This window comes from Paenibacillus sp. MMO-177, assembly GCF_037147795.1.
Classification (GTDB): Bacteria; Bacillota; Bacilli; order Paenibacillales; family Paenibacillaceae; genus Pristimantibacillus.
On sequence record NZ_JBBCUR010000010.1, the window covers coordinates 1 to 26738 of the forward strand.

Here is a 26738-nt window from a genome sequence, read left to right on the forward strand (position 1 = left end):
TTCCGAATGTTATCCCAGTCTTATGGGCAGGTTACCCACGTGTTACTCACCCGTCCGCCGCTAACTTTACCCGAAGGCAAAGTCCGCTCGACTTGCATGTATTAGGCACGCCGCCAGCGTTCGTCCTGAGCCAGGATCAAACTCTCCATTAAAGTGTTTGATTGCTCATTACTTGTTTTATCGCTTTTCCGTTATAAATAACGGGGCAGTTTCGCTCGTTGTTCAGTTTTCAAAGAACAATTTGTTTTTCGTTCATCGCCGTTTCTCTCAGCGGCGACTTTTATAATATATCACAGTCGCCTAGATGATTGCAAGCACTTTTTTTCGTCATTCGACATTTTTTTTAAATGTCGATATCGACTTATTTTGACCTGCCTCAAAAGCGGCGAGTATTAATGTACCATAGGGCCAAATAGTAAGTCAATCCTTTTTATAAATAAAATACCCGCGCGAAAACAGCGGGTATTTTACATGGATTGTATCAAATGGCCGTCAACAAATACCTTAGTTCCAGCACATCCGGATCTCCGTTATCGGGCATAACCGCCACCTCACGGACGTAAGCTCGTTTAACCAGATTCTGAACAACCAGGGAAAGATCAATATGCAATTCCTGAATAGGCGGATAGTTCTGCAACTCGCATATAGTCCACGGTTCCTGTCTGCTGCTGATTGCTTCGAACAATAAAGAGCAGCAGGATTTCATTTTATTCATTACGGTAAACTCGCAAGCAAGCATAACAAGCCGGACACGCTGTTCCAAAGATTCCGGACTTGCCGTCAATTCCTCGTACAGCTTGTAGACACCCGGATGGACTCTGCGGATCTGCTTCCAAACCGTCAGCTCCGGATGATGCCCTTCTTCTATAAGTACGATATGCGCCCAGTGATGAAGTGCTGCCATGACATGGCTGTGCGCATCCAGAATATGATTGTCCTCAAGGTCCTGCTTCGCTTGCAGATAGGTTCGCAGGAAACCGGAAAACTCGGCAAAACGCTTCTGTTCCCGCAAGATATCCGGAAATAACATCAATTGCTCACGAATATTCGTCAAGTAATTGTCGCGCTCCATCAATATCTCCCCCCGAACCATCCATTGAATCACGCTGCCGCTTCTGCCCGCAATCCATTGCTCCAAACGACCGGTATCAACCGTCCGAACCATTATCCGTGTGCCATGATGGCATACATGTTCGGTTGTTTCATTAACCCCGCTCTCTCGCACAACAAGAACTAAAACGTCCAATCCTTCAATCAACGGATTATAAGGATACGGATTCTCGACTGCTGCCAGACCAACGACATCCAGCTGCGAACGATACGTTTCAATAAAATACTGTTTCGTATTCACTTCGGCCTCCGTATAGCTAATCCATTTAGATTAAGCTATAATAATTATCTGTATAGTACCTATCTTTTTCGACAAAGTGTTGCGGTTTCCTGCTTGCAAAAGAAGAAAACCGTTAACGTTACATACGTCAATCGTCATAGAGAGGAATGGAATAGTGAATAAGATTTTTTTCAAATCGGCAAAAATCAATGAATTCCGTTTGTGGGGCCTCGTCTTTACGCTAGTTGGCATGGGGGTAATGATTATCGGAACTGGCGGAATCGTCTGGTGGGGACACGCCGGCAAAATCTTCGCGGCGATCTTTATGGTCATCGGGATGATCTCGCTCCTAATTAGCTGCGTCGTGTATTTCTGGGCCGGCATGATGTCGACAAGCGCTACCATGCTGGAATGTCCTGAATGCCACCGACCGACAAAAATGCTTGGAAAAACCGATCGCTGCATGTATTGCAAAACGATGCTTACGCTTGATCCCGCTCAGGCAACTCATGAACCGTCGGTCGAATAAAACAAAGAAGCAGCCCTTGGTGCTTGTCACCGGGGCTGCTTCTTTTGTTACATCAATAATAATTATTAAGGCCGTTTGTTAATAGCTTCGTCAATGACGGGCCAGATCGAGGAAGTCTGGAAGGAACGATTCCATGTAGCCACGCCGGCCAAACCAAGTTCGCGCATAAGCTTGACCCTGGACTGGATGGACAACGCATCTTCAATCCATATCCGGTTTAAGGCGCCATTCTCCTTATACTCCACGTAATTCTGTCCAGCAGCTTCATCGAGCGTTGTGGTAAGCTTTTTGCTCGCGATAATGTCTTTAACCTTATCCATGCCCACCGCCTTGGAAGTCACCTTTCCGTTTTGTTCCGTCCAAATACGGGTATATAGTGGCATGCTAAGAATGATTTTGTTCGCGGATACGCCGTCTTCTTCGATAATGCGTTTTACTGCGCTTGCCGTCCAGCCAAGCGATGCCACGGAGCCCGCTTCCGGGCTGGAAGCCCAATGCTCGTCATATGCCATTACCATCATATAGTCGACGGTACGTCCTAATGCCGAGCGGTCAAGGAACATGGACCACAGCTCGCTGTTGGATTTCGGCGTTACGTCAATCGAAACAACGAGCCCCTGTTCATGGAGAAGAGGCGTCAGCTCTCTTACGAATTGAACAAGATTGGCTTTATCGGACGTCCTTACGTTCTCGAAATCGATATTAATGCCTTGAAGATGATACGTCTCGGCAAAAGCAAGCAGCTGACGAATCATTTTAAAGCGTGTATCGGCCTTAGCCAATGCTTCCGTTGTTTGATCGGGTTCAAAGCCATTGCTGAATAAAGCCCAAACCTGCATCCCTTGATTATGGGCCCATCGCACATAAGCCGGATCCGCCTTGCCTTTAATCGTTCCTTTCCCATCCTGCAGCTCGAACCATGTTGGACTTACCACATTAACGCCTTTCAGGGTACCTATAGCATCCGGAGCCGGATTCTTATCGTACACGGCTTCCCAAGTCAGATTAATTTTACTGCCGAGTACTTTCCATGGAATAAAAGGCTCTTCTTTGGCTGCTTGCGGAACCTTCTCTATGCTGGCCAGCTCCACATTGGATTTCTGCATATATCCAAGCTGTCCTTGAGGCCCCTGTACAAAAAGCCATCCATGTTCCTCGCCCCAAATCCGAACGATCCCGCCTTGAGGTACTTTTTCCGCCATTGGAGAATGGATGCTTGTCTTGCTCCGAATCGCGCTGCCTTTCGACTTCAAGGCCTTCCCTTGCTGAATAGATTCCCCTGCCTGGAGTAAAATAACGATGCCGGAATCAGCCTTATATTCCGTCTTCAGACCATAAAGCTCTTCAAGCGGCGTAATCGGTATATAAACGGCATCATCCTTGGTCAGTGCCGCAATGTGCAATTCATAAGGCTTTTGATTAAGCTCTGCTGTCAGAGCGTCAGTCTTTAGCCGCAATACTTTATTGGCCGTGGTTAAAATGATGGAGCCGGTCTCCGCTTCGTAATATACGGGCTCGTCCGGTCCAAGCGCCTTTTGCAGGGCGGATATCGGGAGCATTATTTCATCATTTTGAATTAAGGCACCTTGATCCATGATTTCGCCTTGATAAGTTATCGGATGTTCCATCCCGTAGTCAGGAACAGCGATATGCGAGTTCGGGATAAACTTCATATAAATAAACCAAACGCCCATTGCTGCTGCGATAAATATCAGGAACAGCATCGTATACCATGCTCCCCCGCCCTTGCGGCTGCGCGGCGCTCTGGTGTACATCGTCTCCAAGTGCTCACTCTCCTAAAAAGAATTGTCACCACTAACAGCCTGATTAGGGCTGTTAGTGATGATTCTTGCTTCGAAAGCATAAACCTAAAGAATTATCACCCAAACGGCCTTATTAGGCCGTTCGTGATGATTCTTGCTTCGAAAGCATAAACCTAAGAATTATCACCACTAACAGCCTCGCTACGGTTGTTAGTGATGATTCTTGCTTCGAAAGCATTCGTCCCAAGGTGAAACGGTTTCGCCATCTTTAGGCGGCGGAGCGCGTTTCAATCCGGAGAATTCTATGCCATATTTATATGAGAATTAATATATGCTTACAATTTTCAAAAAAAGACGTGCAAATCAGCGAATTACCGCATCCATGCACGTCTTATTCCATCTCAACTATAAACAGCCTAACCCATTTACGCTTTAACCGTTTCACTGCAGTTGGAGCATACTCCGTAAATCTCCATGCGATGCCCTTCCACCTTGAAACCGGTCTTGTTGGAAGCAGCCCGCTCAACCTCAAGCAGAGGCGGGTATTCAAAATCTACGATCTGGCCGCAGCTTTTGCAAATCGCATGGTAATGGTCGGACAAATCCGCATCAAATCGGCTGGAATCGTCACCGTAGGTTAATTCGCGAACTAGACCCGCTTCGACAAATAACCTCAAGTTATTATATATCGTAGCCACGCTCATACTCGGAAAATTCGGAGACAGCGATTTATAGATCTCATCGGCTGTCGGATGTGACATTGAGCCCATCAAATAACTCAATATGGCGTGACGTTGCGGGGTCATACGGACGCCATTCATCTTCAACTGTTCAATTGCTTCGGCAACGCTGGCTCCCATTCCCCTCACGCCTTTCTTTTAATAGATAAAGCTATTGTACGTTCATTCAAAACGGTTTGTCAATGAAAGCGCTCATCAACCCGCCTCATACAACTGTATGTAAATACTGTTAGTCGCATTCACATGAATTCGGTAAGTACCTGAGCCTATAGTTCCGCGAACCGTTTTTTTGTTTACCTTTAGCGGCAAATCGGTCATAATGCTTCCAAATGTTACCGAGCCAAATACGGAGTAATCTCCAACTGCCGGTACGTGCAGCTTAATCTCTCCAACCGTGCTGTCCAGATCCCAGTCCCCGCCCACCGTCTGGCTAGCCAGCTCGATATTCCCGTTTAACGTAGACGCTTTGACTTCTCCGGATACTTCCCTCATTGCAATCTTGCCGTTTTTTGTGTCCGCATCCACGCTCCCCTTAATGCCGCTCAGTGTCATGGCGCCATTCCAGGTTTCGGCGGTCAAATTGCCAGCCAGCGCATCCGCTGTAATCGCACCGTTCTTCGTGGACAATTCGGCATCGCCCTTTACAGTTTGGAGTTTAATTCCTCCATTCAGGCCGTGAATCACCACGTGTCCTTCAATCTGCTGGACGGCAATATCGCCATTATCGCTCTTCAGCTGGATTCCGCCAGGCGCTTTCAACCCGCTGACTGTAACAGGACCGTTATTGACATCAACCGTTATGGCCATTTGAGGCGCCGATTTCTTTTCCGGTTCGTTTATCGGAGTCTCCGCTGCTTCCAAACCAGAAATTGAATTTGAATTTATATTCGCATCCGCAGACGGATTGTCTGTATTTACCACGGGGTCCTGGGCCGTAACAGCTGTCTGCGGCACTGTAATAACGATATTTATGCGCGGTTTACGGCTTCCGTTCGTACCATAGGGCTCGCCTTTTGCCGTTATCGTCATCGAATCGGCATCCGATACTCTTTCTACGGCCGACTTGGCCGCAATCTGTTCGGCTTCCTGCTCATCCGTTACGTCTACCCATACCTCTGTATCAATAACGAGCTGATTCGCATCCCCTCCCCGCACGGTTACTTTCCCGTTCGGATTGGAGATTTTGAGTTTGGTTATGGCCGCAGCGTCAAAAGGTACCGTATCCGTCTCTTTTGCAAATTTAAAGCCCTTCTCTTCTCCATAATCGGGGGTGCCTTTCAAATCAACGTACTGATCCAGCCAGCGGAACGGAAGCTCCGCGTATTGGGTTACCGTAAATGCAACGACGGATATAACGATAGCAATAATCGCGCCGATAAAATCAAACCGCAGCTTTCTAGCGGCCTTCCGGTAAACAATGCTATAGATGATAATTTCGGCGCCAAGCAAAATAAATACGGCAGGCCACCATTTGCCCAATAAGGCCACATCATTACGGTCCTTTATTTGGTCCCATAAGAGTAGGCCCCCAACAACAACAATAAATATGGCGGCTGTGAACCGCCCCAATCGAAACATGGACTGATCTCCCTTCGCTCGCGAGAACCATAAGACAAGCGCTACCGCCACCAGAAACGGTCCTACCGACATTTCCGCTAAGTCATCCATCCACGGAATAAGCGCCGCGGGCGGGTCGGTCAGAATAAACAGCAGTACACCGGCAGCCATAATTAACAAGCCGGCAACCGGCGACAATTGATCCGTAGAACAAGCTTCGGCATCGGCCCTGGTCTGCAAGGCATCAAACACGCTGACAAAGTAATATACCGGCAGCGTAATTCCCAAATAGACAATAAAGAGCAGATGCCTTGCCGCATTTGCATCTGCCAGCCTGATAATAGCAGCTATATTAAGAACTAGACCGGCGGTCAGAAGCAGTCCTCTCTGATAACGCCCCGTATATAAATGCCCGGCTCCGGGAAGCAAAAATGCGAGTAATAAGGTAAGAAGTCTGCTCTTTGGCCGATCTAATCCGAGCTCACGCAATGCACGCCCTCCATCTGCTTGATTTGTTCCAGCAAAGCTAATAACGATTCATCTTTCGGCAGCTGCACGGTCAAATGAAGCATAAACTGCTGCACACCCTGCTCGTGCTTCGCGCTTTCCTCCAGCATGACCTTCCGGATAATAATCTGCTTCTCGGTCAGCAAAGCGTTTAGCGTAAGGACAATGGTGGACTGTTCATCCGCCTGAACGACTAATTTATGCTCGCGCTTCGTGCTGATGTATCTTTTCTCCAGCTTATTGAAAGCCCAAAGAATAAGGAGAACCAGAACCGTTGTGGTTACCGCGGCAAAATAAAATCCTGCGCCTACCGCAAGTCCGATTGCCGATACCACCCACAAGGAAGCCGCCGTTGTCAGCCCCGTAATGGACTTGCCCGTAAACAAAATTGTACCTGCTCCGAGGAACCCGACTCCCGTTATGACAGCGGCCGCCAGACGGGCAGGGTCCACCCGGACATTCGTCTCATTAACGAAAGAAGAAAAACCGTATATCGATAAGAGCATTAGCAAACAAGAACCGATACATACCAAAATATTCGTGCGCAGCCCTGCCGCATGATTCGACTGTTCGCGCTCGAGGCCGATCAGTCCACCGAGGAGCATGGCGAGAAGCAACCTTAACCCGAGATGAAACTCATTAATATACCAGGGATTCGCGAGATCATGACCCAAGTGGCAGCACAACCTTTCATCATGATAATTGTACCATATTAGTATGCATATGGACCTGCATTCCATGAAAAGACGCCGCCCATCGCTTAGGATGAGCGGCGTCAAAAGATCGGCAATTAGGCTTTCAGACGTTCAAGCAGAAGCTTATTCACGAGAGCCGGATTCGCTTTGCCTTTTGTCTCTTTCATAATTTGGCCGACCAGGAAGCCGATCGCTTTGTCTTTACCCGCTTTAAAATCTTCTACCGATTGCGGGTTCGCTTGGATGATCTGATCCACAACGGCTACAAGCGCGCCTTCGTCGCTAATTTGGACGAGACCTTGCTCTTCGACGATCTGCTGCGGCAGCTTGCCGGATTCCAGCATGGCTTTGAAGACAGTCTTCGCGATCTTGCTGCTGATAGTGCCTTTCTCGAGCAGACCAATCATCTCTCCAAGACCTTGACCGGTAATTTTCACTTCGGAAAGCTCCAGGCCGTTCGCGTTCAGATAGCCGAGAAGATCACCCATGATCCAGTTGGATACCGCTTTAGCATCCTTTGTATAGTTCAGGCTTTCCTCAAAGAAATCCGCAAGCTTCTTCGAAGAAGTAATCACTTCCGCGTCATAGGAAGGCAAGCCGTATTCGCTTGTGTAACGGGCCTTGCGCGCATCCGGAAGCTCCGGAATCGAGGCGCGGACACGGTCTTTCCATTCCTGACTAATGTTGAGGCGAACCAAGTCAGGGTCCGGGAAGTAACGGTAATCATGCGATTCTTCCTTGCCGCGCATCGAGAAGGTTTTGCCTTGCGTATCATCCCATCTGCGCGTCTCCTGTACAACGAGGCCGCCTTCATTCAGAATCTCAGCCTGGCGGATTTGTTCGTATTCGAGACCGCGTTGCACGCCTCGGAACGAGTTCATGTTCTTAAGCTCGGCGCGCGTGCCAAACTTCTCTTGCCCGTAAGGACGAAGACTGATGTTAGCATCGCAGCGGAGGCTGCCCTCTTCCATCTTCACGTCCGATACTTCGCAGTACAGCATAATCGCTTTCAGCTTCTCGAGGTAAGCCTTCGCTTCTTCCGGCGTACGGATGTCCGGTTCGGATACGATCTCGACAAGCGGCGTACCGACGCGGTTAAAGTCAACAAGGGAAGCGTAGCCGCCATCAACGTGGGTCAGCTTGCCGGCGTCCTCCTCCAGATGGAGGCGGGTAATGCCGATTCGTTTGGTCTCGCCGTTTACTTCGATATCAATCCAGCCGTTCTGGCCGATTGGCTGATCGAACTGTGAGATTTGATACGCTTTTGGCGAATCCGGGTAGAAATAGTTTTTGCGGTCGAATTTGCTAATGTCCGCAATTTCGCAGTTAAGCGCCATTGCCGCTTTCATCGCGTATTCGACAGCTTGCTTGTTCAAGACGGGCAGAACGCCCGGGTGCCCAAGACAGACCGGACATGTATGAGTATTAGCCGGAGCTCCAAAAGCAGTGGAGCAGCCGCAGAAAATTTTACTGTTGGTATGCAGCTCCACGTGTACTTCGAGACCAACTACCGTTTCGTATTGAGTCGCTTCAGACATCGTTATTTCTCCCTTCACCCTAGCTGCGGCCGCAATTTATGGAATTCGGTTTGCTGCTCAAACGCGTGAGCCGCACGCAGCACGGTCGATTCATCAAATACCTTGCCGATGATTTGCAGGCCGATAGGCATGCCGTCCGCCGTTCCGCAAGGAACGCTGATTGCCGGAATGCCCGCAAGGCTTACCGGAATCGTGCAAATATCGTTCAGGTACATCGTCAGCGGATCGCCAACCTGCTCGCCAATCTTGAACGCCGTTGTCGGAGCCGTAGGGCCAATGATGATATCGTATTGGTTGAAGACGTTATCGAAGTCCTGCTTAATCAGCGTGCGAACCTTTTGCGCCTTCAGGTAATACGCATCGTAATAACCAGAGCTAAGCGCGTAAGTACCCAGCATGATCCGGCGTTTGACTTCCGGGCCAAAGCCCTGGCTGCGCGATTTGCGGTACAAGTCGATCAAGTTGTCCGGGTTGTCCGCGCGAACGCCGTAACGAACGCCGTCGAAACGCGCCAGATTGGACGAAGCTTCCGAGGATGCGAGCAGGTAGTAAGTCGCAATCGCGTATTCGGTATGCGGAAGCGATACTTCCTCCCAGGATGCGCCCATGCTTTCGAACGTTTTGAGAGCCTGCATAACGGCTTCCTTTACCTTAGGGTCAATGCCTTCGCCCAGATACTCTCTAGGCACGCCAATGCGAAGACCTTTCACATCGCCGGTAAGAGCGCTGGTGTAGTCCGGAATATCAACGTTAGCGGATGTCGAATCCTTCTCGTCATAACCCGCGATCGATTGCAGCACGTAAGCGGAATCTTCAACATTTTTCGTGAGCGGGCCGATCTGATCCAGGGAAGAAGCAAAAGCTACGAGACCAAAGCGGGATACCAGGCCGTACGTCGGCTTGAGGCCAACTATGCCGCAATATGCTGCCGGCTGACGAATTGAACCGCCTGTATCGGAGCCAAGGGAGAAGTAGACTTGTCCCGCGGCAACCGACGCCGCCGAGCCGCCGCTGGAACCGCCCGGAACATATTCCGGATTCCACGGGTTGCGCGTCGGATAGTAGCTGGAGTTCTCGTTCGATCCGCCCATCGCGAACTCGTCCATGTTCAGCTTGCCGATCGTAACCGACTGAGCGGATTTCAGCTTGGATACCGTTGTTGCATCATATATCGGGTTATAGTTGCTCAGGAATTGGCTCGCGCAGGTCGTAAGCAGCCCTTCCGTTACAATGTTGTCCTTCACGCCGGCGGGCAGGCCGAACAGAAGGCCGCGTTCGCCGCCCTCCAGAAGCTGCTTGTCCAGGCTGTCCGCCTGGCGGCGGGCGTTCTCTTCATTTAATGTAAGGAAAGCCTTAATCGTTTCGTCTGTCTCCGCAATCCGGCGGTAAGAAGCGTCCACCAAATCGGAAACCGTCAATTCTTTGTTATTGAGCTTGCTATGTACATCCTGTAGGCGTAAATCAAACAGTGACAACAGCAGTTCCTCCCTTCAAATACCTGTAAGTTCTATTCCAATACAGCCGGCACTTTGATCTGGCCGTCTTCTTCATCCGGTGCGTTAAGCAGCACTTTCTCAATCGGAAGCGATTCGCGGGTAATATCTTCGCGCATCACGTTCGTAATCGGCAGCACGTGGCTGGTCGGCTCTACATTGTCCGTATCCAGGCTGTCCAGCTTTTCCGCATATTTCAGGATCGCATTCAGCTGTCCCGTAAATTGTTCTTTTTCTTCATTCGAGAGCTCCAGCCGCGCCAAATTCGCAACATGCTCTACGTCTTTAATCGTAATGCTCATGGATGCTTCGTCCTCCCTTTCAAGCCTTCTACTCATTCCTCCTATTATAGCTTATAATCGTCATTTCACAAAGTGTTCAGGCAGGCAAAATGAAACGGAGCCTTTCCCCGTTAAGGGATAAGCTCCGCCTAAGATGATTGCCGTTATATCCACGCCTTCAGATTAACCTGGCGAATAAAGTCTTCCGTTGTTTGGCTCTCGCCGCCCGTATTGTCCTTCTCCTCGGGCTTTTCTTCGCCTTTTACAATCCGGTTGAACAGCTCTTCGTTAAAGGTGGCCAGCGCGTAATCAATCAACGCCTCCCTCTCGATCCGGTCAACCTCTTCCTGCAGCAGCACTTCCTCCAGTTCAACATCCTCGTCCGGAACCAGGAAATTGCGGTTAGCCGCAGGCACTCTTACCACATAATCGAACACATTGTCCGGATTGCGGTCGTAAGCGATTATATAACCATACTCCCCAAGAGGGAGATTTTGCTCGAATTGGTCAGCGATAATAACAACCTTTGCCCCTAAACTCAGCATTGTCTTCACTCCTGTCTATCAGCCGCTGTCTATCTCTATTATCCTACTAAAAAATGATAGCGGTGTCCAATTACAGAGAGCAAGCGGCTGCCCCTGTTTTATTTCCCGATTTGATGCCGGCTGTACCAGCGCCATACCTTCTCCACATCCTCCCGCTCGAGACAATAGACGCGGTAGGCCTGAATACTGCCAAGCACATGCGCCGAGACCGTCAGCAGCCGCCTTCTCTGCTGTCCTCTGGTCCGCCTTGTAGCCATGGAGACAATCTGAGGCCTGCGCAGGTAATAAGTCATTCTCGTCAGACTCCGCTTGCGAAGGGTTAACTGTCCGTCTTCCAAGTTCATGCCCGCGGCTGACAAACAGCTCCAGCTCCAGGCTGCGGCAAGGGGAAGGAGAATAAGAGACCATAACCCATGAATATGGAAAAAGTAAATAAAGACGGCGCATAGGAGAATCGCAGCGAGCTGCCCTTTCCAAACATAGTCGAAAAAAGCCCGTTTCGGGGCGGCTGCCCTAATCTCCGCGGCCGTAAACTGCGGCACGAAGCAGGCCAAAACGGATGGAACCGACGCTATGGGAATAAACGGATGCAGCATCAATCGCTCCGTTTTATCCGAGGAGATGACCTGCAGCTCTATCTGGGCAAATCCGATCCACTGAAGGAGAAGACCTTCGGCTACGATAACCGCCTGCACCTTGCGGGCATCAAAGTGATGCACCCTTTTCTCGAGGAGGCCGTAGGAGATCGAGATTTGCTCATCCTGTTTATTTGCGGTAAACCCCGCAAACTTGATGACATACAAAACAAGGGAAAGCAGCCACGCAACGGCAAGCCCGCATACCGCAATAACCGCTATAACGGTGTAGCTGGGATCCGCGCTTGTTGATTCTTTGTAGAGCGTAGAATATAAATGGGGTGCCAGCTCGTTGATGAAATCATCCGCCAGCGAGATGATCCCCGCGATAAACGCAACAACCAGGCCAAAATTAAGAGAGGTCGCGGCAGCAAGCAGCAGCTGGCCCGGGGTTAATCGATAGTTAGGGAGAACCGGCTGTTGCTGTATGGCAGCCTCCGCCGGCCGATCATAAGGAGCCAGCAGAAGCTTCTGCAGCTGCTTTGCATCTTTCTCGGTCAAGGCCTCGAGTATTCCGTCAGCCTTCTTGTTGCCGCCGGGAGTCTCGATCTTGACCTGCGTGACGCCAAGCAGCCGCTGCAGAATGGGCTGCTCGAGATTTACGGAATGAATCCGGCCAAAGTAGATCGTCTTCTCGTCTCTGAACAGGATCCCTTTGCGGATAACGATCCGGTCATCCTCTACGGTAAAGGAAAATTTGCGCCAGCCGAACAAGCCAAGGAACATTAGCAAGGTTACGGCAGCCAAAATCCCAAGATAGACATACCCGTTTACGCCCGACCAGTTTACGCCCTGCATCAAGGTAATAATGATGAGCGGCAGCAGCCCTTTTACAGTATTGAACAACGGAAACAGGATAAAAATCGGATGCAGCCTGCGAGGCTTGTTTCGCTTAATCATCCTGATCATCTACTTTCGCGAGCTGGCCGATCCGCCTCTTCAGGAAATGCGCTTCGCTTTGCTTGAGGCCGCTGATCCGGTGCGTGGTTGCGGCGGTTACAACCGCCACGCTGGCAAGCTCGTATTTGCGCATGAGCGGTCCGCTTTCCAGCTCCACATGCTGGACGCGCACCATCGGAACAAGGACGTTGCGAATAACGATAAGCCCGGATTTGATCTCCAGCTCCTCGTCAAACAGCTCGTATTGAAACCGCCGGTATTTGACCTCCGGAATAAACCATACAAACAATACGGCCGACAAACTTACAACCGCCAGCCCGATTAAGCCCGGGATATAAGTCCAATGCTTCCAGGCCGCAAACGTCAGATAGGCAATAACAATCACATAAAGCACAAGATGCGTAATTAGCGAGCTTATTCGATACACGGTGATGTAATCCCGGTGAAGCCTTTTTGATAATAGACGGTCCATTCCAGCAAAGCCCCCTTGGCATACCTGTTTATGGCAGTTTGATTAGTCCTTCTCTGGTAAAGGTCAGAGCCCGCGGGCGGCCGTCCGTAATCAAATAGCTGTTCTCTATGCCGACTACACCATCGCCGGGAAACGTAAACTTCGGTTCAACGGCTATTACCATTCCCGCTTCCAGCGGAATGTCAAAACCTTTCGCTAGAACCGGCCATTCGTCAATCTCAAGCCCGATTCCATGCCCAAGGAACTTGGCCTGGTCAGCGCCATAGCCCATAAAATGCGGGGAGAGTCCCGCTTCATCCGCCTGCTCGAGAGCTCTCTCGTAAAGAGCCGAACAGATTGCCCCCTGCATCATTCCGTTCTCCGCTTCACGGATAATGGCTTCGGATACGTCATAGGCATGAGCCAGCTTTTCCGTCAGCTCTCCTATAACAGCCGTACGGGTCTGATCAATCACGTAACCGTCGATACAGCAGCCGATATCCATCAAAATGGGCTCATTCCGTTCAATCGTTTTGCGGCTGACGCTTTGCGGCGACGTCGCACCAAGGCCAAGCCCGCCGGCAGGACCATCGAAATACGTGGGAACAGCAGCGGCCGAGCCGGCAATAAACATACCCGTCGCAATTTCCTGGTTATAACCCCGCATCCTCATGAGGCCGATATGTCCTCTTATACGCAGCTCATATTCAACGCGTGCCATCCATTCCAATTCCGTTACGCCCGGCTTCAAGAAATTAAGCGCCTCGTTCAGCGCCTCGTCAACAACGGCGGCTGCCGCTTCGAACCGGCTGATCTCAAGCGTCGATTTGATCATCCGTTGTCTTCTAACGATGGCCGAACCGTCAACAATCGGACCGGCGCCGGCGGCCTGCACCAATCCGGACAGCTTCAGATAGGTTTGGGCGGGAAGCACATCAAGATCTGCCGCTATAGCAGCCGGATTCCCCGTTCCGGCTTTAAAAACTTGAGGAAATTCCCGTGCCAGCGTCTCGCCAAACAGACGGAAGGCCCCAAGCTCCTTAACGGAAATGCCGCTCTCGAGCTTAGCCCGCTCAAGGCTCCTTTTCACAAAGAAAACCGGTTCCCCATGCGACGGAATAAAGGCATATCCGTTCTGCATAGAGCCGGTGTAATAATAAAGATCTATGTTTTGGGTCAGAAGAAACCCGTCCATCGCCGAGGCTCGCATTGCTACCTGCAGCTTGGTTATTCTTTCCCGCACAACTTCCTCGGAAACGTCTTTTTTAATCTCCATTCGAAGCCAACTCCTAACTTCCGTATTCCCCCTTTATTAGATCAATTTTATGATGGATCGTCAACAGGAAGCGAATGTTCGCTTCGTTCTCGCCCCCTTTAAACAACTAATATTCAATACGGACTTGGACTGGCTACCTTACCGCCAACTCCGATACGCCTTTAATCTCCCATTCGATTGGACCAAGCAGCGTAAACGCGCGCGGGTAAACGACATGGATAATAAGGACGACGCCCGGCCTTTGGAGAGTGGCCTCGTAATCGTATTGATCGTTCCTGTACGTATAAGGGAAGCTGCGATCATTATTTATGACTTCGAATACAAGCACATTCACCCGCTCGCGGACAGGGGAGTTCGGCAATGGATTCCCCAGTGCATCCAGGTGCAGATTCGCCTGCAGGTAAGCAGCCGCGGCCGATTCAGCCGCATCCGGATCAATCCGAAGAACACCTTCGGCCATCGCTGCCGGATCCAGCTGCTGCGAGGCTGCATGGGCAGCGCGGTTCAGCGCATGCTTCCCCTGATAGAGCAGCTTCATCGCCATTTCTTCATCTGTTTGCAAAAAATGGATCGATACCCATACCGTCATCATCAATAAGATCAACATCAGCTTATACATGGCATCTCCTTGTCCGGCCTTACGGCATGTACTCGCTCATCTTCATTCCAAACGTCCGCATGCGGCTGCCTTCGGCGATAGGCTCCAGTCCAATCAACCGGTCGATCTCGGACAGGTTCTCATACGGATAGCTCATCTTCAGCATAATCCCGGTCCCCCTCGGAAGCGGAGAGGTTGGGTCCGTCGCGGCAAGGCCGTTATCTGCCGTCACGTCAAACTCGACAAGCTCAGGCCTCATCCCGAAAGCGGCGAGCCGGTCCCGCGACTGCTCCATCATAACGGCATCGATATAGCCGTAGCTCCCGCTGGCGCCAACCTCCAGCAAATAATCGGTCTCCTGCTGCAAGACCGCTTGCCTTGCAATCAGCACATGCTTATAGATCGGCGAGAACATCATCCAGCACACCATAGCGGCAAACAACACAAACACTAATATATTTCTCATGGGCTCATCTGCCGGATATAGGCACCGATCGCCGCTCCGGAGCGCTCCACCTGCCGCTTCGTGCCGCCTTCGCCTCCGGTAATTCCCGTATACAGCAAAATGACGGTCACCAGAAGCAGCATCGCTATTAGCAGGCCTCTCATCGGCTGCCCCTCCTTAGTTCGAACCGGTTGATAACATGGAGCCGATCTTTGTGTTAGCCGAGCTGCCTTGTGTCTGAATCTGCTTGCTTGTTCCGGTTGTATCGTTAGCAATAATGTTGTTGAACAGAACAATGACGACAACAAGCAGCATGACGGTCATCAAAATATTGCGCATCTTGATTCACCTCCTTCGCGGCGTTTTCCCCCTCATTCGAGCGGTAGAGCGATCGGCCGTTCATCCCAAAGATTCAAACAGCTTGCGCCCCTCCTGCACCCAGGGGTAAATAAAAATCTGAAAGGTGTACAGAATCGGGATCCCCGCAATGATAAACAGGAAGTAAGAAGTTGACTCCTTTCGGCTTTCCTTGGCAAGCTCAAGCTTCTCCTTGTAGTCCTGAATCCGCTCGCGGAGAAGCCTGTAATATTCCTGGCTCTCGTGAAGCCGCAAGGAGTCGATCGTCTCCACAAAGCTCATGCCGTCGTCCGTGCCGATTCGGTGCTTGAACCGGCGAAGCGCCTGCTCCGCATCGTGATACCATTCGGCAAGCAGCCGTTCGAGGTCCCCGCGCAGCGTCCGGGTAAACGGGATGCAGCGGGTCAGCTTGGTATGGATATGAAGAGCCGATTCGGAGAGATACAGCAGCTGGTTGCTCATCAAATAAATTTCCTTGGTAATCCTTTGCGCGCGGAGTCTCCTGAAAGAGCGCAACCACGGCAGATCCCAATACAACAGCACAACCCCCGTCAGCACCAGCGTGTAGCAAAGCCATGCTCCCCGTTCGATTGACAAGCCGCGGTAAAGGACAGCAATTGCGGGAAGAAGAAAAAGCAAGATTCTTCTCGCCGCCGAATACCAAGCCGCGTCCGCGGTAACTCCGCAGCCTGCAAGAAGGGTTGCCCGTTCGATGAAAGTTCCCTTCTCCCGCGATAAACGGAGCAGCTTCAACCACTTATCCGGCATTTCGTCCGTCCGCCAGTTCAAGGCGTCCAGATGGAACCATCTCGGCCTTCTTCGGGGCATGGATTGAAGAATGATATAAACGCCCAGGAAACCAAACAGAAACTCCCCGGCAGCGATAAGCAGGCGGATAAACGACTCCATAGGCCCGCAACCTCCCTTCTACATTTTTTTCCGTGACAGCCAGAGTCCCATCAAGAAAGAAGCAAAGATAAGAACAATGGCGTTAAGCAGCATATCTCTTCCCTGCGGATCAATCAGATAGTAGTAATAGGAGTTCTCCCGGTTGTAGCGGACATTGATGCCGATATAAAATGCCAGGAACAGAACCGGCGTAAAGTTGGCAATCCGGATCTCCAGCAGCTTGTTCCGCTCCTGCTCGTTCGCCCGCCGAGCTTTGCGCATATCTCCGAGCAGTTCTTTCAGACTTTCCGCGATAGGCGATCCCTCCGCTAAGGCTACCCGCATAATATTGACGAAATAATCTCCCCACACATGGCCAAGCGCACTCGAAAAAATGCGCAAGCTTGCCTCGTCGTCGCCGCGAACCGACAGATTCCGGTACAGCTGTTCGAACACCGACTGCATGGGGCCAAGCAATCTCCGCTCTTCAACCGTGCGCTGCAAAGCCGTTCGAACCTGCCGGCCTCCCGTTACCAAATAACATTGGTAGAACAGCTCGATAGCCGGCAAAAAGTCCATTTGCAGCTGCATCTGTCTCTGGACAAGCATAGCCCGCAGGATCGTATAGGGCAGACAGCCGACAACAAGACCAAATAACAGCGTCCCCTTGATGCTCTGAAAGAAGAAGCCGCCAACGGCAACCCCGGCCAGCAGGAGCAGTATCGATCCGATGATAAGACCGGATGGCTTCAGCTTTAACTGAAGCGTTTCAAGCAGCTCGGACAAGTGGCGGTATATTCGTTCGAATCTTTTCAGCTTTTCGGTCAGCCGGTAACCCAGACGATTCCTCGCAGGATACGCAAGTCTGTCCATTCGCTCCTGACGTTCCGTCCATACCAGCAGCCAGCTGGACAAGGAAATAAACCACAAGCCAAAAAGAAGAAGGGCCGCCGCCGCGATAGACAGCTTGATCAAGTCCTCCAGCCCCTTTCGGAAAGACGAGCCCTCGCTTTAGCTGAAGGCTTCTCGGGATAAATCCACTGTCCGCTAGTCTCATCGAATCTAGCCCAATCCCGGACAATTACCTCGTTATTCGTCCAGCTCAGCTCACCGATTCGGGCAATGACCCGCCTGCCGCCCAAATAACGCATCTCAATGCCCACTTGGGTAACGTATTCGGCGATCCTCTTCGTCAAACGCTCCGGATTCATTCCGCGCCCGTCCAGCATGCACATGTCGGTAATCGCTTCCGGCACATCCTCCAGCGTATTGGCATGTACCGTGGTCATGCTGCCGGAATGCCCCCTCGTACATGCCCTTACATAAATATTGGCATCCATATCGCGGATCTCGGCATGCACGATGCGCTGCGGGGATTGGCGGAGGGCCAGCTTAAACGCCTGCTCGGCCCGGTGCTGCGGATCATCCTCGTCCGCTTCGTATTCAACCGTATTTTTCATGGGAAAATCCCGCCCAAGCATCATCTCGAACCGCCCTTCGATCGTGACGATCCGTTCTTCATCCGGCAGTTCGGCGATCAAAGCCTTCATAAGATGGGTCTTGCCCGAGTTGGTCGGGCCGATAATGACCAGATTAAACCGCGCTTCAAGCACATCCAGCAGCATATTCCTCATCGCCAAGCTCAACGTATGGTACGGAGCAGAGCATAAGGATTCCAGACTAAAGCTGCGCACCGTAAAAAAACGGATCGTAAGCGTTGGCTTCGAAGTAAAACCAAAGCCGGTCATCGTGACGCGCGAGCCGTCCCTCAGCATAACCTCCGCCCACCGCTTCCGGGGGTTAATTCGGTCATTGTTATACAGCACGAGGTTCTGTTGAATCCGCTCCACGTCCCGCTCATGGTCGAAGCGATAGGGCGACAGCATCGTCTGGCCGTCTCTTACTTCATAAATCTGAGAGCCGACAACTTGAATCTCCTCGAGACCGTCCTTCCTGGCTAGCACTAGCTCAAGCACATTAAGTCCGATTACCTCCGCGAACAAGGCTTCGGCAAGCGTTGCGTACGGATGCTTATAACCATCCAGCTGGTGAATTCGGAGGCGTATCAGCCTATCGGCTATAATCGCCAGTACTTGCTCCCTCTCCGGCGCAAAGCCAAGCACGGCCCGGTTCAAGGTCTCGCTGTACTGCCGGCGCTCTTCTTCCGTTAGTCCCCTGGGTGCTGCCAAGTAGGACCTGATCTCCTCTGCCAGCCTTCCGAAATCCGCTCCGCGTCCGGCCGATTCCCCTCTGTCCAAAGGATCCGTGACCGCATATTGATCCAGCCTCAACCTAGCAGAATAATCCGACGGTGAGAACTTGCTTGTCCCCGAACTCAAGAGCCTACCCCGTTGCGATGAGCAAGCAGCTTGCGGTACCAAGGCTGTACGGCAAGCGTTGGCGTTACCCTGCGTATATGATGACGGTCCATCAACTGCTCCGCGCTCTCCTGCATGGCAAGCTTGCCGGCAGGATCCTCCTTCAGCCACTGACCGTAATGACCGTTGTCCAGCTGCGCGTAGAATTGTTGACCAAACCTCAATTCTCCAAGTTTCGATGTGCCCATTTCTTTGCAAATATCCTTCATGCGATATCCTCCTGCGCTCCATGGCGAGTAAATAACAACCGTGTCGTATTGTTCCGTTGATAGCCCAAACAGCGGCGATACTTGCGAAATCCAGCGTTTTCCGTCTTCCTGGAAATGGGACAAAGCATCGGTGGTGACGATAACTCGCGTATCGGCCTCGCGCAGGGCGCATATCGTAGCCGCGTTATCCCAGTAAGCACCTACGTCGATAACAACCATTGAGAACGTCTGCCCGGCGATTTGCAACAAATGCTCCATTTCCTCCGGCGAATAAAACTCTGCCTGATCCCTCATCATATTGCCGAACAACACATGCAAATTCGGCATTCCTCTAACCGGCTGCACCGCCCGCTGCAGCTTGTCGATCGTCAATGATCCGGACTTCAGCTCCGGCCTCAGCTTATCCAGCGTCACGGCGGGCTCGGCTATACCCAAATACCGGTGAAGCTTTGCGCTTTTTAGATGAAGGCATAAATAACCAATCTGCCTGCCGCTTGCTTCCGCCATCCGAAAGGCTGCGGCAAATGCGGCCGAGGTGGTGCCAATATTCGGCGTAGTCCCGACAAAGGTGATTAACGGTGCCGTGATAGCATTCACGTATGATCCTCCTCCAGCTGCAGCGATTCCGGACTGTAGGCGATAACCAGCTTATGAAGGCCATCCTTGCAATAACCGTCAATCTGCAGCCATTGCGACTCCGTCAGGTTCAAGTTAATGTATTCAATCATGCCGTTCGCATCGCGTCTTGAAGCATACATCCGTTCCTTGTCCCCTTCTGCCAGCGACAGCAGATTAGGATCCTTCATATTGTCGATCTCCACGTTGCTTGAGGATTTCACCGACGCGACCGTCACAAGCGAATCAAATATCCGCCTGGATGGTTCATTCTCGCCGGACAAATAGACGGTTACCTTATCGCCGGCGCGAATGCCGTTAGAGATGGAGCGAACGTAGTCGCGCGGAATTTGAAAGGTTGATTCCATGCCCGTCGGCAGCAGATGGTACTTATCGATTTTCCAACCCAGAATCGGCTCATTCGTCCCAAGCGGAATAACGGTCTCCAAGCCTACCGCCTGCTTGGCGTCCACAAGCATTCCCTGCTCGTAGCCCTCGCGGGGGATGCGTTTGTATGCGATATCCGCTTCCGTTAACCTCCTGCCTGCTTCAACAAACTGCTTGGCCACAACAACCTCAACCGTCTCCCCGCGGGTAACCTGCAGCCTCTGCAACTGGAACAAACCATACACCAGAACCCCCGACAGCAAGGCGGCCAGCAATCCAATGCCTGCATTTCTCCTTCTGTTCATCGACTCTCCCCTCTCTAATCCACGGCGAAAAAAAAAGAACGCAGCAGTAGCCTAAATAAGGCTGATCTGCTAGCGTTCTTCGCTAAGCCGTGCACGTATATGTAATTTAACAACCAATTGACCATATAATAGCAAAATTATTAAATAGTTGTCTATAGATTTTTTTCAAAATTTCCAAAAATTCGCCATTATGCGACGACATCACGCAAAAAAACAAGGACAGCATATGGCTGTCCTTGTTCCATCCCTGCGTTTAAAAATCAATTAATCCAACGCTGATCAGCAGAGCATCGTCCACTTTACGCATCGTTTCATCGTCCAGATGGGTGATCTTGTCGGTTAAACGCTGCTTGTCGATCGTCCTAATCTGCTCAAGCAGCACGACGGAGTCTCTGTCGAAGCCGTGAGCCGCCGCTTCCATTTCAACGTGCGTAGGCAATTTGGCTTTCTGGATTTGCGCCGTAATGGCCGCGACGATAACCGTCGGACTAAAGCGGTTGCCGATATCATTCTGAATGACTAATACGGGTCTTACTCCGCCCTGTTCCGATCCGACGACTGGTGACAAATCCGCAAAAAACACATCTCCGCGTTTTACGATCAACCTCTACACCCCGCTTACGAGACGGCCTAACGTATGATCGGCTTCTTCCTCCGCTTGAAAAGCTTCGGAGGCCATGTTCAAGTTGATCTTCGCCATTTCCAGATACCCACGCTGCATGGACTCACGGATCTGCCGTTTTTTTCGTTCCACAAGATACAGCTTCATGGCCTGCCGAATAAACTCGCTGCGGTTGGAATTTTCCTTGGCGACGATGCCGTCGACCTCCTCCAGCAATTGATCCGGCAAGCTGATCATGATCCTCTTGGTGTTCTGCATATTGGCCACCGAACTAGCACCCCCAAAACTTTTCCAAAACCATTAATATTCATTATTACAATAATTCGCTGTCACTATACTTTATCATAGCTATGTTATGCGTATATCAAATATGCTGCATGATTTTACTGCATCTCCGAGCATATCCAAATTTGATTTAACTAATTCGCGATCGACGACGGAAATCCTCTATTATTCGCGAAAAGTTGCGATTAGTAAATAATTCCTAACCTAAAACGAGCGGATTCGATACCGCGACCACCTGTCCGTCTCTCACATAGACGCGGGGCACGCGGGCTGCCAGCATGCAGGTTACTTCGTAGTTGATCGTTCCAAGCTGCAAAGCAAGCTCCTCCGCCGATATCTCTTCCCCGCCTTGCCGTCCGATCAGCACAACCTCTTCGCCCGGCTCTACGGCTGCATCCGCCGCTGCGGGATCCAAAGCAATCATGCATTGATCCATGCAGATCGTTCCTCGCACAGGCACTTTTACCCCCCGTACAAGCACATGGGCTTTGCCGGTCAGCATCCGGCTGAATCCGTCGGCATACCCGATTGGCAGCGTGCCAATGCATTCTTCCTGCTTGGTCACATACCGGGTACCGTAACTGATTCCCCAGCCTGGAGGCGCCGTCTTCACCATGACGACTTCCGACTTAAGCGAAAGCACCGGTTCAAGCTTGATTCTCTCGCGGCTTACTTCATCCGAAGGATAAAGACCGTACATGCTAATGCCGAGGCGAACCATGTCGCCGCCATATTCCGGCGTATCAATGCCTGCTGCGCTGTTGGCTGCATGAAGGATACGGATTGGCAGCTGATGGCTGCGTACATACTCCGCAACAGCATGAAAACGCTCATATTGCCGGCGGGTATAGCTTTTGTCCGTCTCGTCCGCTTTGGCGTAGTGAGTGAACATGCCCTCAATTTCCAGCTGCGGAACATCAAGCGCTTTGCGGATAAAAGCAATCGCTTCATCCTTGCCGATAATTCCAAGCCGTCCCATTCCGGAATCAATCTTAATATGGGCTTTGAGCTTCTTGCCATCCGCATGAGCGGGAAGAGCCGCAGCCGCCTCCAAGATATCTTCCCGGAAAAGCGCGATTGTTATATCTTTGTCGCGTGCGATAGCGAGCGCATCCGCCGGAACAAATCCAAGCACGAGAATTGGGGTAGCAATCCCGGCATGACGAAGCTGGAGCGCTTCATCCAGAAAGGCTACGCCCAAATAATCAACGCCGAACCGCTCTGCTTCGCGGGCAATTTCCACTGCGCCATGCCCGTATGCGTTCGCTTTGACCGAAGCCATCAGCAATCGCCCTTCAGGCATAGCGCTGCGGAACGCATGCAGGTTGCGGTTCAGCGCGTCAAGCGAAATTTCTACCCTCGTCGGGCGGTAATACGATTCCAAGTCGGTTCACCTTCTCCTCATTCGGCAGCCCCGAGCAATCCCGAGCAACTGTAAACATCAATAGGATTAATGTTATACGTTGTCGCTTAGGCTGTCAATGAAATGGCGGCCGTAATCGGATAGCACGTCTTGGAAAAAAGTTTCCCGCGCTCCGCTCTGGATGTGTTTTATTTCGTTGTATCCACTTGAACGGATTGGGCAATTCGGATCATTTCCGTCTCAGGAAGCGTGCTGCTTGTCAGACGAAGCTCGTTGCCGTCCACGATCCAGGTGAGCGTCTTCTGATCATCCCCGCCGGTCAGCTCGCCAATCGTAAATCCGAGATCAAGGAAGGTGCCGCCCGAATACGTAGCTGCCATATCTTTTGGCTGGGTCTGGATCAGCGAGAAGTCGTAAGTGCCCGTATAGCGGGACACGACGCCAGGCAAGCCGCCAAATACGATATCCATGCTATCCTTCATAACGACGCCGTTCGGAAGAGCTGTCGGCACCATCACCTGAAGCTCGCTTGCTGCACCGGCCTGCGGATTAGCTGCCGTGTCGTCAGCGTCTTCTTCATCTTCTGCCGTCGCGTTTTTGTCGCCATCTTTTGTCCCTTTATTGTCCGTCTTGCCATCTGTTTTGCCATCCGTTTTCGAGTCCGTGGATTTATCCGGCGTTACCGCGTCCTTGCTGCCTTCAGCATCACCGTTTGCGCTGCCTTTCGCATTCGTTTGATCCGGCTCCGCGATTGTCGGCTGATCGCTGGTACCGCTGCTCGAAGGCGAAGACTTCATGTTCGCTTCCGTCTCAAACGTTGTTTTATCAAAGCTTGGACCAAACTCGAAGCTCGTAAAGTCTACTTGCACCATCACGGAAGCATTCGCATCGCTGACTTGAACCTGAACCGGTTTGTAATCCGATTTGTTCAGCCAAATTTTTTGTCTGGCCAGCGTGCCGTTATTATAGTTAGCCATGACATCAAAGACGTAGGATTTATCATCAACCGCGAATTGGCGCGAGTTGTCTGTCAGAATGCTTTGAATCAGCGTTTGATAGAGGTATACCTGCCCTTGATTTTGCGGCCAATCGCTTTGGAAACGGAACACCTTGTTCAGACGCGGCGTAAGGACAAACACGCCGTCATCGTTGCGCAGAACGATTTGTGTAATATCCTTCTCTGCATTCGTCAATTTAATGCGGTAATAATGGGGCTTCTGGTAAGAAACTTCAACGTTGTATGTCAGTTCCTGCTGACCGGTATGAAGTTTCATAGTGCCTGTCCCTTGGTAGCTCTCCATGTTGTTTACAACCTTGTCGAGCTCCTTGACCACGGACTCGGCGTCCTTCTTCCCGCATGCGCTAAGTACGAGTGAAAACACTAACAAGATTGCCGCTGCCCATGTCATGCGACGCATTACAATCATCCCCTCTTCACAATGTTTTTCCCACTGGTAACATGTCTATGAGGGGACTTGGCCGATTATGCGGACTAGTTTGACAAGCTGGAGCTTGTATTAAAAATAATTCGAAAAAGCTGCTCCGCAAGGCCGTATGAGCCCTGCAGAGCAGCTTTTATCGCATTTTACTTAGTATTGAGCAGCTTCACGATAACCGTAATGGCTTCCGCTCTGGTTGCCGTTCCGGCAGGAACGAAACGATTGTCTAGACGGCCCTGGATAATGCCCTTGTCCGCCACGGCTTTCACCGCGCCTCTTGCCCATGCGGGGATATCGGCATTGTCGGAGAAGCCCGTTACGGCATCTTCCGCCGTTGTCAGCTTGAGCGCCTTCGCAATCATCACAACCATTTCAGCACGGCTGATCTTGCTGCCCGGCTTAAACGTTCCATCCGGATAACCGCTTGTAATGCCAGCGCTGACCGCTTGCGCAACGGCAGCTTTCGCCCATGCGCCGATTAAAGCATTATCCTTGAAGGTCAAATTCGCCCCCGGCTCACTCGACTTAAGCGCGCGCATCAGCATCGCAATAAACTCCTCGCGGGTTACGGTAAGCTCAGGCTTAAAGGTACCGTCGCTGTAGCCATTTACGATACCTGCTGCCACCGCACTCCGGATCGAAGCTGCCGCCCAGTGTCCGGAAATATCGGAGAAGTCAGGTACGGCAGTGCCGGCATCTACCGCAAATACGGCAAACTTCGTGAAATGGTCGGTTGCTACGGAGATCGTGCTGCCGTTAACTATTCCGCCCATCTCGATCCATTGCTTCTTCGCCTCATCATAATAGAAGACAGACGGCTTCTTGCCTTCCTTGACCAGCGAGGCTTCGAATTTGAAGGTCAACGTGACAGGGACAAGGAAGTTGCCCGCTTTATTTTTAACCACTTCAAATATCGAAGACAGCAGCACATCATCCGCATTGATAAGGCCACCGGCCTGCGCCAGCTTTTGAATGGTAATGATAAGCTGTTCTTTGGATGCCCCGCTTGGCACCTTCACCGTAAGGCTGTTGTCAAAGACGCTCAGCTCGCCGGATCCGCCGGACGGAACGGTAAGCTCGTTACTGCTTGGAGGAGTAACTGTCCCACCACCGCCTGAGCCAGGCCCGGTTGAGCCCGTCTTGAATGTACCGGCCAGGCCAACGCTCTCATTTCCTTTATCGTCAAAGGCTTTGACCGTAAAGGTATAGGACGTATTGGAAGCAAGGCCTTTTGCTGCGTATGTTCTGACGGAGGAAGCAACCTTCGCGATTGGCGTCTCTTCCGAACCTTTGTAGATGGCGTATCCCGCCACACGGGTTGAATCCGTCGCCTGAGGCCAGCTTAAAGCAATGCTGTCCGTGGTCTGCGCATCCGAGGTAAGCGCCGCATTAGCCGGCCATACCGGCGGAGCCGGATCGTCCATCACGATATCCTGTGCCCCAACCGTCTCAAACCAATCTTTTATCGTATTAAAATCGTTCGAAAAGGCCAGTGACAGAAGAAGCATCATGCGCGCATGCTGCGGGTTCAGGTTATCCCCGGCAATAATTCCGTTGCCGCTGCCGCTCATCGTGCCCGAGCCGGTCCGGGTTGTCGTAACAAAGATAACACCCTTCTGAATCGCCGCGCTGCGCGCCTGGCTCATCTTGGAGGAAATGCCTCCCGCTCCGGTTCCGGCCGTGACAATCCCTTTGGCACCGTCTTCCACCAGGGCGCGAATCGCTCCGCCTCCCGCTTCCTGATAGCTGTAGGCAATCTCGACAAGCGGCAGATCATCCTTCGAGATCGTCCGCAGATCAAACGGGGTAGACCATTCCGGCGTTCCGGCCTTCAAAGCCCGGGCATTTAGCCGGTACATCCGAACGGCAGGATCATCGACATAGCCAAGCGCTCCAAACATCGGAGTATCAAAGGTATCGAGTCGATGGGCATTAGACTTCGTTACTTCGCGCGCGGCCTGGATGACATCGTTCAGCATAATCACCGTGCCATACCATTTGGTTTTGTTGCTGGCTGCCACCTTAATCGCCTGATACAGGTTCGCCGGGCCATCCGTTCCGATAACATCCCATGGACGCATAGCTCCCGTTACCACAACCGGCTTCTCGCTGCGCACCGTCAAATCAAGGAAGTACGCGATCTCTTCCATCGTGTCCGTGCCCGTAGTAACAACGATGCCATCGTAAACTTCAAGAGCTTGATCGACGGCCAGGGACAGATCATAGAGTTCCTTCATCGAATAGCCGCCCGAGCCTTTATTGCCGAATTGGAACGTCGAAACGTCGGCATTTTTGTGCTTTGGAAGCTGTGCGACCATATCCGCCATTTTGTACGTGCCTGCCGCATAATTCTGGAAGTTTGTCTTATCGCCTCGCGATGCCGCGCCGGCAATTGTGCCTCCGGTCGCAACGACCATAATATTGGGCAGCGGTGAAGCTATAGACTCCGCCGATAAAGCGGGTATATCAAAAGTAGGAAGCTGTGGAGCTGCTTCTTCGGCCGCCCGCGCATACCCCATAAATCCGGAAAGCAGCGCTAGGATCAGCAGGGGAGAGAGAAATCTCCGCAGCATTCGATTATTGCTGATGACAGTCATATCCGGTTAC

At 51.5% G+C, this 26738-nt stretch carries 27 protein-coding genes and 1 rRNA gene; 1 reads left to right on the forward strand and 27 read right to left on the reverse strand.

Annotation, left to right across the window (positions count from 1 at the left end):
• Window positions 1-152, reverse strand: a 16S ribosomal RNA gene (locus tag WFK81_RS24445); the annotation flags it as partial.
• A gap of 329 nt (window positions 153-481) precedes the next feature.
• The gene (locus WFK81_RS24450) at window positions 482-1351 is read right to left on the reverse strand and encodes a nucleotidyltransferase-like protein (RefSeq protein ID WP_336789243.1); all 870 of its coding nucleotides are present in this window, start codon (window positions 1349-1351) and stop codon (window positions 482-484) included.
• A gap of 163 nt (window positions 1352-1514) precedes the next feature.
• Here WFK81_RS24450 and WFK81_RS24455 point away from each other — a divergent pair, with 163 nt between their 5' ends.
• Complete coding sequence (locus WFK81_RS24455; protein ID WP_165930843.1) at window positions 1515-1859, forward strand: YgzB family protein; 345 nt, start codon at window positions 1515-1517, stop codon at window positions 1857-1859.
• Between the two features lie 65 nt (window positions 1860-1924).
• On the opposite strand, the gene WFK81_RS24460 is transcribed toward WFK81_RS24455, so the two are convergent.
• From WFK81_RS24460 to WFK81_RS24580, 25 genes are all read right to left on the reverse strand, one after another.
• Window positions 1925-3634: a glycosyl hydrolase family 18 protein gene (locus tag WFK81_RS24460; RefSeq protein WP_336789477.1), complete on the reverse strand. Its 1710-nt coding sequence runs from the start codon at window positions 3632-3634 to the stop codon at window positions 1925-1927.
• A 413-nt stretch (window positions 3635-4047) separates the two neighbouring features.
• Window positions 4048-4482 (reverse strand): peroxide-responsive transcriptional repressor PerR, encoded by a 435-nt coding sequence (perR, locus tag WFK81_RS24465; protein WP_336789244.1) that lies wholly within the window; start codon window positions 4480-4482, stop codon window positions 4048-4050.
• A 75-nt stretch (window positions 4483-4557) separates the two neighbouring features.
• Window positions 4558-6408, reverse strand: a complete 1851-nt coding sequence (locus WFK81_RS24470) for a DUF4097 family beta strand repeat-containing protein (protein ID WP_336789245.1) — start codon at window positions 6406-6408, stop codon at window positions 4558-4560.
• On the reverse strand, window positions 6390-7031 hold the full coding sequence (locus WFK81_RS24475; RefSeq protein WP_336789246.1) for an MgtC/SapB family protein: 642 nt from the start codon (window positions 7029-7031) through the stop codon (window positions 6390-6392). The genes WFK81_RS24470 and WFK81_RS24475 overlap by 19 nt, the downstream gene beginning before the upstream one ends.
• A 185-nt stretch (window positions 7032-7216) precedes the next feature.
• Complete coding sequence (gene gatB, locus WFK81_RS24480) at window positions 7217-8659, reverse strand: Asp-tRNA(Asn)/Glu-tRNA(Gln) amidotransferase subunit GatB (RefSeq protein WP_336789248.1); 1443 nt, start codon at window positions 8657-8659, stop codon at window positions 7217-7219.
• A gap of 14 nt (window positions 8660-8673) precedes the next feature.
• Window positions 8674-10134, reverse strand: coding sequence for an Asp-tRNA(Asn)/Glu-tRNA(Gln) amidotransferase subunit GatA (gene gatA / locus WFK81_RS24485; protein WP_336789250.1), 1461 nt, complete (start codon window positions 10132-10134; stop codon window positions 8674-8676).
• Window positions 10135-10166: 32 nt separating this feature from the next.
• Window positions 10167-10454, reverse strand: a complete 288-nt coding sequence (gene gatC, locus WFK81_RS24490) for an Asp-tRNA(Asn)/Glu-tRNA(Gln) amidotransferase subunit GatC (RefSeq protein WP_015842715.1) — start codon at window positions 10452-10454, stop codon at window positions 10167-10169.
• Between the two features lie 143 nt (window positions 10455-10597).
• Window positions 10598-10978, reverse strand: coding sequence for an ATPase (locus WFK81_RS24495; protein WP_336789252.1), 381 nt, complete (start codon window positions 10976-10978; stop codon window positions 10598-10600).
• A 98-nt stretch (window positions 10979-11076) separates the two neighbouring features.
• Window positions 11077-12513 carry a PH domain-containing protein gene (locus WFK81_RS24500; RefSeq protein ID WP_336789254.1) on the reverse strand — a complete coding sequence of 479 codons (1437 nt, stop codon included), beginning with the start codon at window positions 12511-12513 and terminating at the stop codon, window positions 11077-11079.
• Window positions 12506-12985 carry a PH domain-containing protein gene (locus tag WFK81_RS24505; protein ID WP_336789256.1) on the reverse strand — a complete coding sequence of 160 codons (480 nt, stop codon included), beginning with the start codon at window positions 12983-12985 and terminating at the stop codon, window positions 12506-12508. The genes WFK81_RS24500 and WFK81_RS24505 overlap by 8 nt, the downstream gene beginning before the upstream one ends.
• A 28-nt stretch (window positions 12986-13013) precedes the next feature.
• Window positions 13014-14240 (reverse strand): M24 family metallopeptidase, encoded by a 1227-nt coding sequence (locus WFK81_RS24510; protein ID WP_336789257.1) that lies wholly within the window; start codon window positions 14238-14240, stop codon window positions 13014-13016.
• Between the two features lie 133 nt (window positions 14241-14373).
• Window positions 14374-14859 carry a hypothetical protein gene (locus WFK81_RS24515; RefSeq protein WP_336789259.1) on the reverse strand — a complete coding sequence of 162 codons (486 nt, stop codon included), beginning with the start codon at window positions 14857-14859 and terminating at the stop codon, window positions 14374-14376.
• 19 nt (window positions 14860-14878) lie between these two features.
• Window positions 14879-15304 carry a hypothetical protein gene (locus WFK81_RS24520; RefSeq protein ID WP_336789261.1) on the reverse strand — a complete coding sequence of 142 codons (426 nt, stop codon included), beginning with the start codon at window positions 15302-15304 and terminating at the stop codon, window positions 14879-14881.
• Window positions 15301-15447, reverse strand: coding sequence for a hypothetical protein (locus tag WFK81_RS24525; RefSeq protein WP_015842708.1), 147 nt, complete (start codon window positions 15445-15447; stop codon window positions 15301-15303). Before WFK81_RS24525 ends, WFK81_RS24520 begins: the two co-directional genes overlap by 4 nt.
• Before the next feature lie 13 nt (window positions 15448-15460).
• Window positions 15461-15622 carry a hypothetical protein gene (locus WFK81_RS24530; RefSeq protein ID WP_336789264.1) on the reverse strand — a complete coding sequence of 54 codons (162 nt, stop codon included), beginning with the start codon at window positions 15620-15622 and terminating at the stop codon, window positions 15461-15463.
• A 60-nt stretch (window positions 15623-15682) separates the two neighbouring features.
• Window positions 15683-16549, reverse strand: coding sequence for a hypothetical protein (locus tag WFK81_RS24535; RefSeq protein ID WP_336789266.1), 867 nt, complete (start codon window positions 16547-16549; stop codon window positions 15683-15685).
• Between the two features lie 18 nt (window positions 16550-16567).
• Window positions 16568-17503: a type II secretion system F family protein gene (locus tag WFK81_RS24540; protein WP_336789268.1), complete on the reverse strand. Its 936-nt coding sequence runs from the start codon at window positions 17501-17503 to the stop codon at window positions 16568-16570.
• Window positions 17500-18867, reverse strand: a complete 1368-nt coding sequence (locus tag WFK81_RS24545; protein WP_336789270.1) for an ATPase, T2SS/T4P/T4SS family — start codon at window positions 18865-18867, stop codon at window positions 17500-17502. Before WFK81_RS24545 ends, WFK81_RS24540 begins: the two co-directional genes overlap by 4 nt.
• Window positions 18864-19712: a hypothetical protein gene (locus tag WFK81_RS24550; RefSeq protein ID WP_336789271.1), complete on the reverse strand. Its 849-nt coding sequence runs from the start codon at window positions 19710-19712 to the stop codon at window positions 18864-18866. Before WFK81_RS24550 ends, WFK81_RS24545 begins: the two co-directional genes overlap by 4 nt.
• Window positions 19709-20422 (reverse strand): SAF domain-containing protein, encoded by a 714-nt coding sequence (locus WFK81_RS24555; RefSeq protein ID WP_336789273.1) that lies wholly within the window; start codon window positions 20420-20422, stop codon window positions 19709-19711. The genes WFK81_RS24550 and WFK81_RS24555 overlap by 4 nt, the downstream gene beginning before the upstream one ends.
• Window positions 20423-20675: 253 nt before the next feature.
• Entirely contained in the window at window positions 20676-21026 is a 351-nt protein-coding gene (locus WFK81_RS24560; protein WP_015842701.1) for a type II toxin-antitoxin system PemK/MazF family toxin, read from the reverse strand.
• Window positions 21027-21029: 3 nt separating this feature from the next.
• Window positions 21030-21311: a CopG family ribbon-helix-helix protein gene (locus WFK81_RS24565; protein ID WP_041613299.1), complete on the reverse strand. Its 282-nt coding sequence runs from the start codon at window positions 21309-21311 to the stop codon at window positions 21030-21032.
• A gap of 217 nt (window positions 21312-21528) precedes the next feature.
• Complete coding sequence (gene alr / locus WFK81_RS24570; RefSeq protein WP_336789275.1) at window positions 21529-22713, reverse strand: alanine racemase; 1185 nt, start codon at window positions 22711-22713, stop codon at window positions 21529-21531.
• Between the two features lie 167 nt (window positions 22714-22880).
• On the reverse strand, window positions 22881-24110 hold the full coding sequence (locus WFK81_RS24575; protein ID WP_336789277.1) for a LolA family protein: 1230 nt from the start codon (window positions 24108-24110) through the stop codon (window positions 22881-22883).
• A 167-nt stretch (window positions 24111-24277) separates the two neighbouring features.
• Complete coding sequence (locus WFK81_RS24580; protein WP_336789278.1) at window positions 24278-26728, reverse strand: asparaginase domain-containing protein; 2451 nt, start codon at window positions 26726-26728, stop codon at window positions 24278-24280.
• Window positions 26729-26738 lie beyond the last annotated feature (10 nt).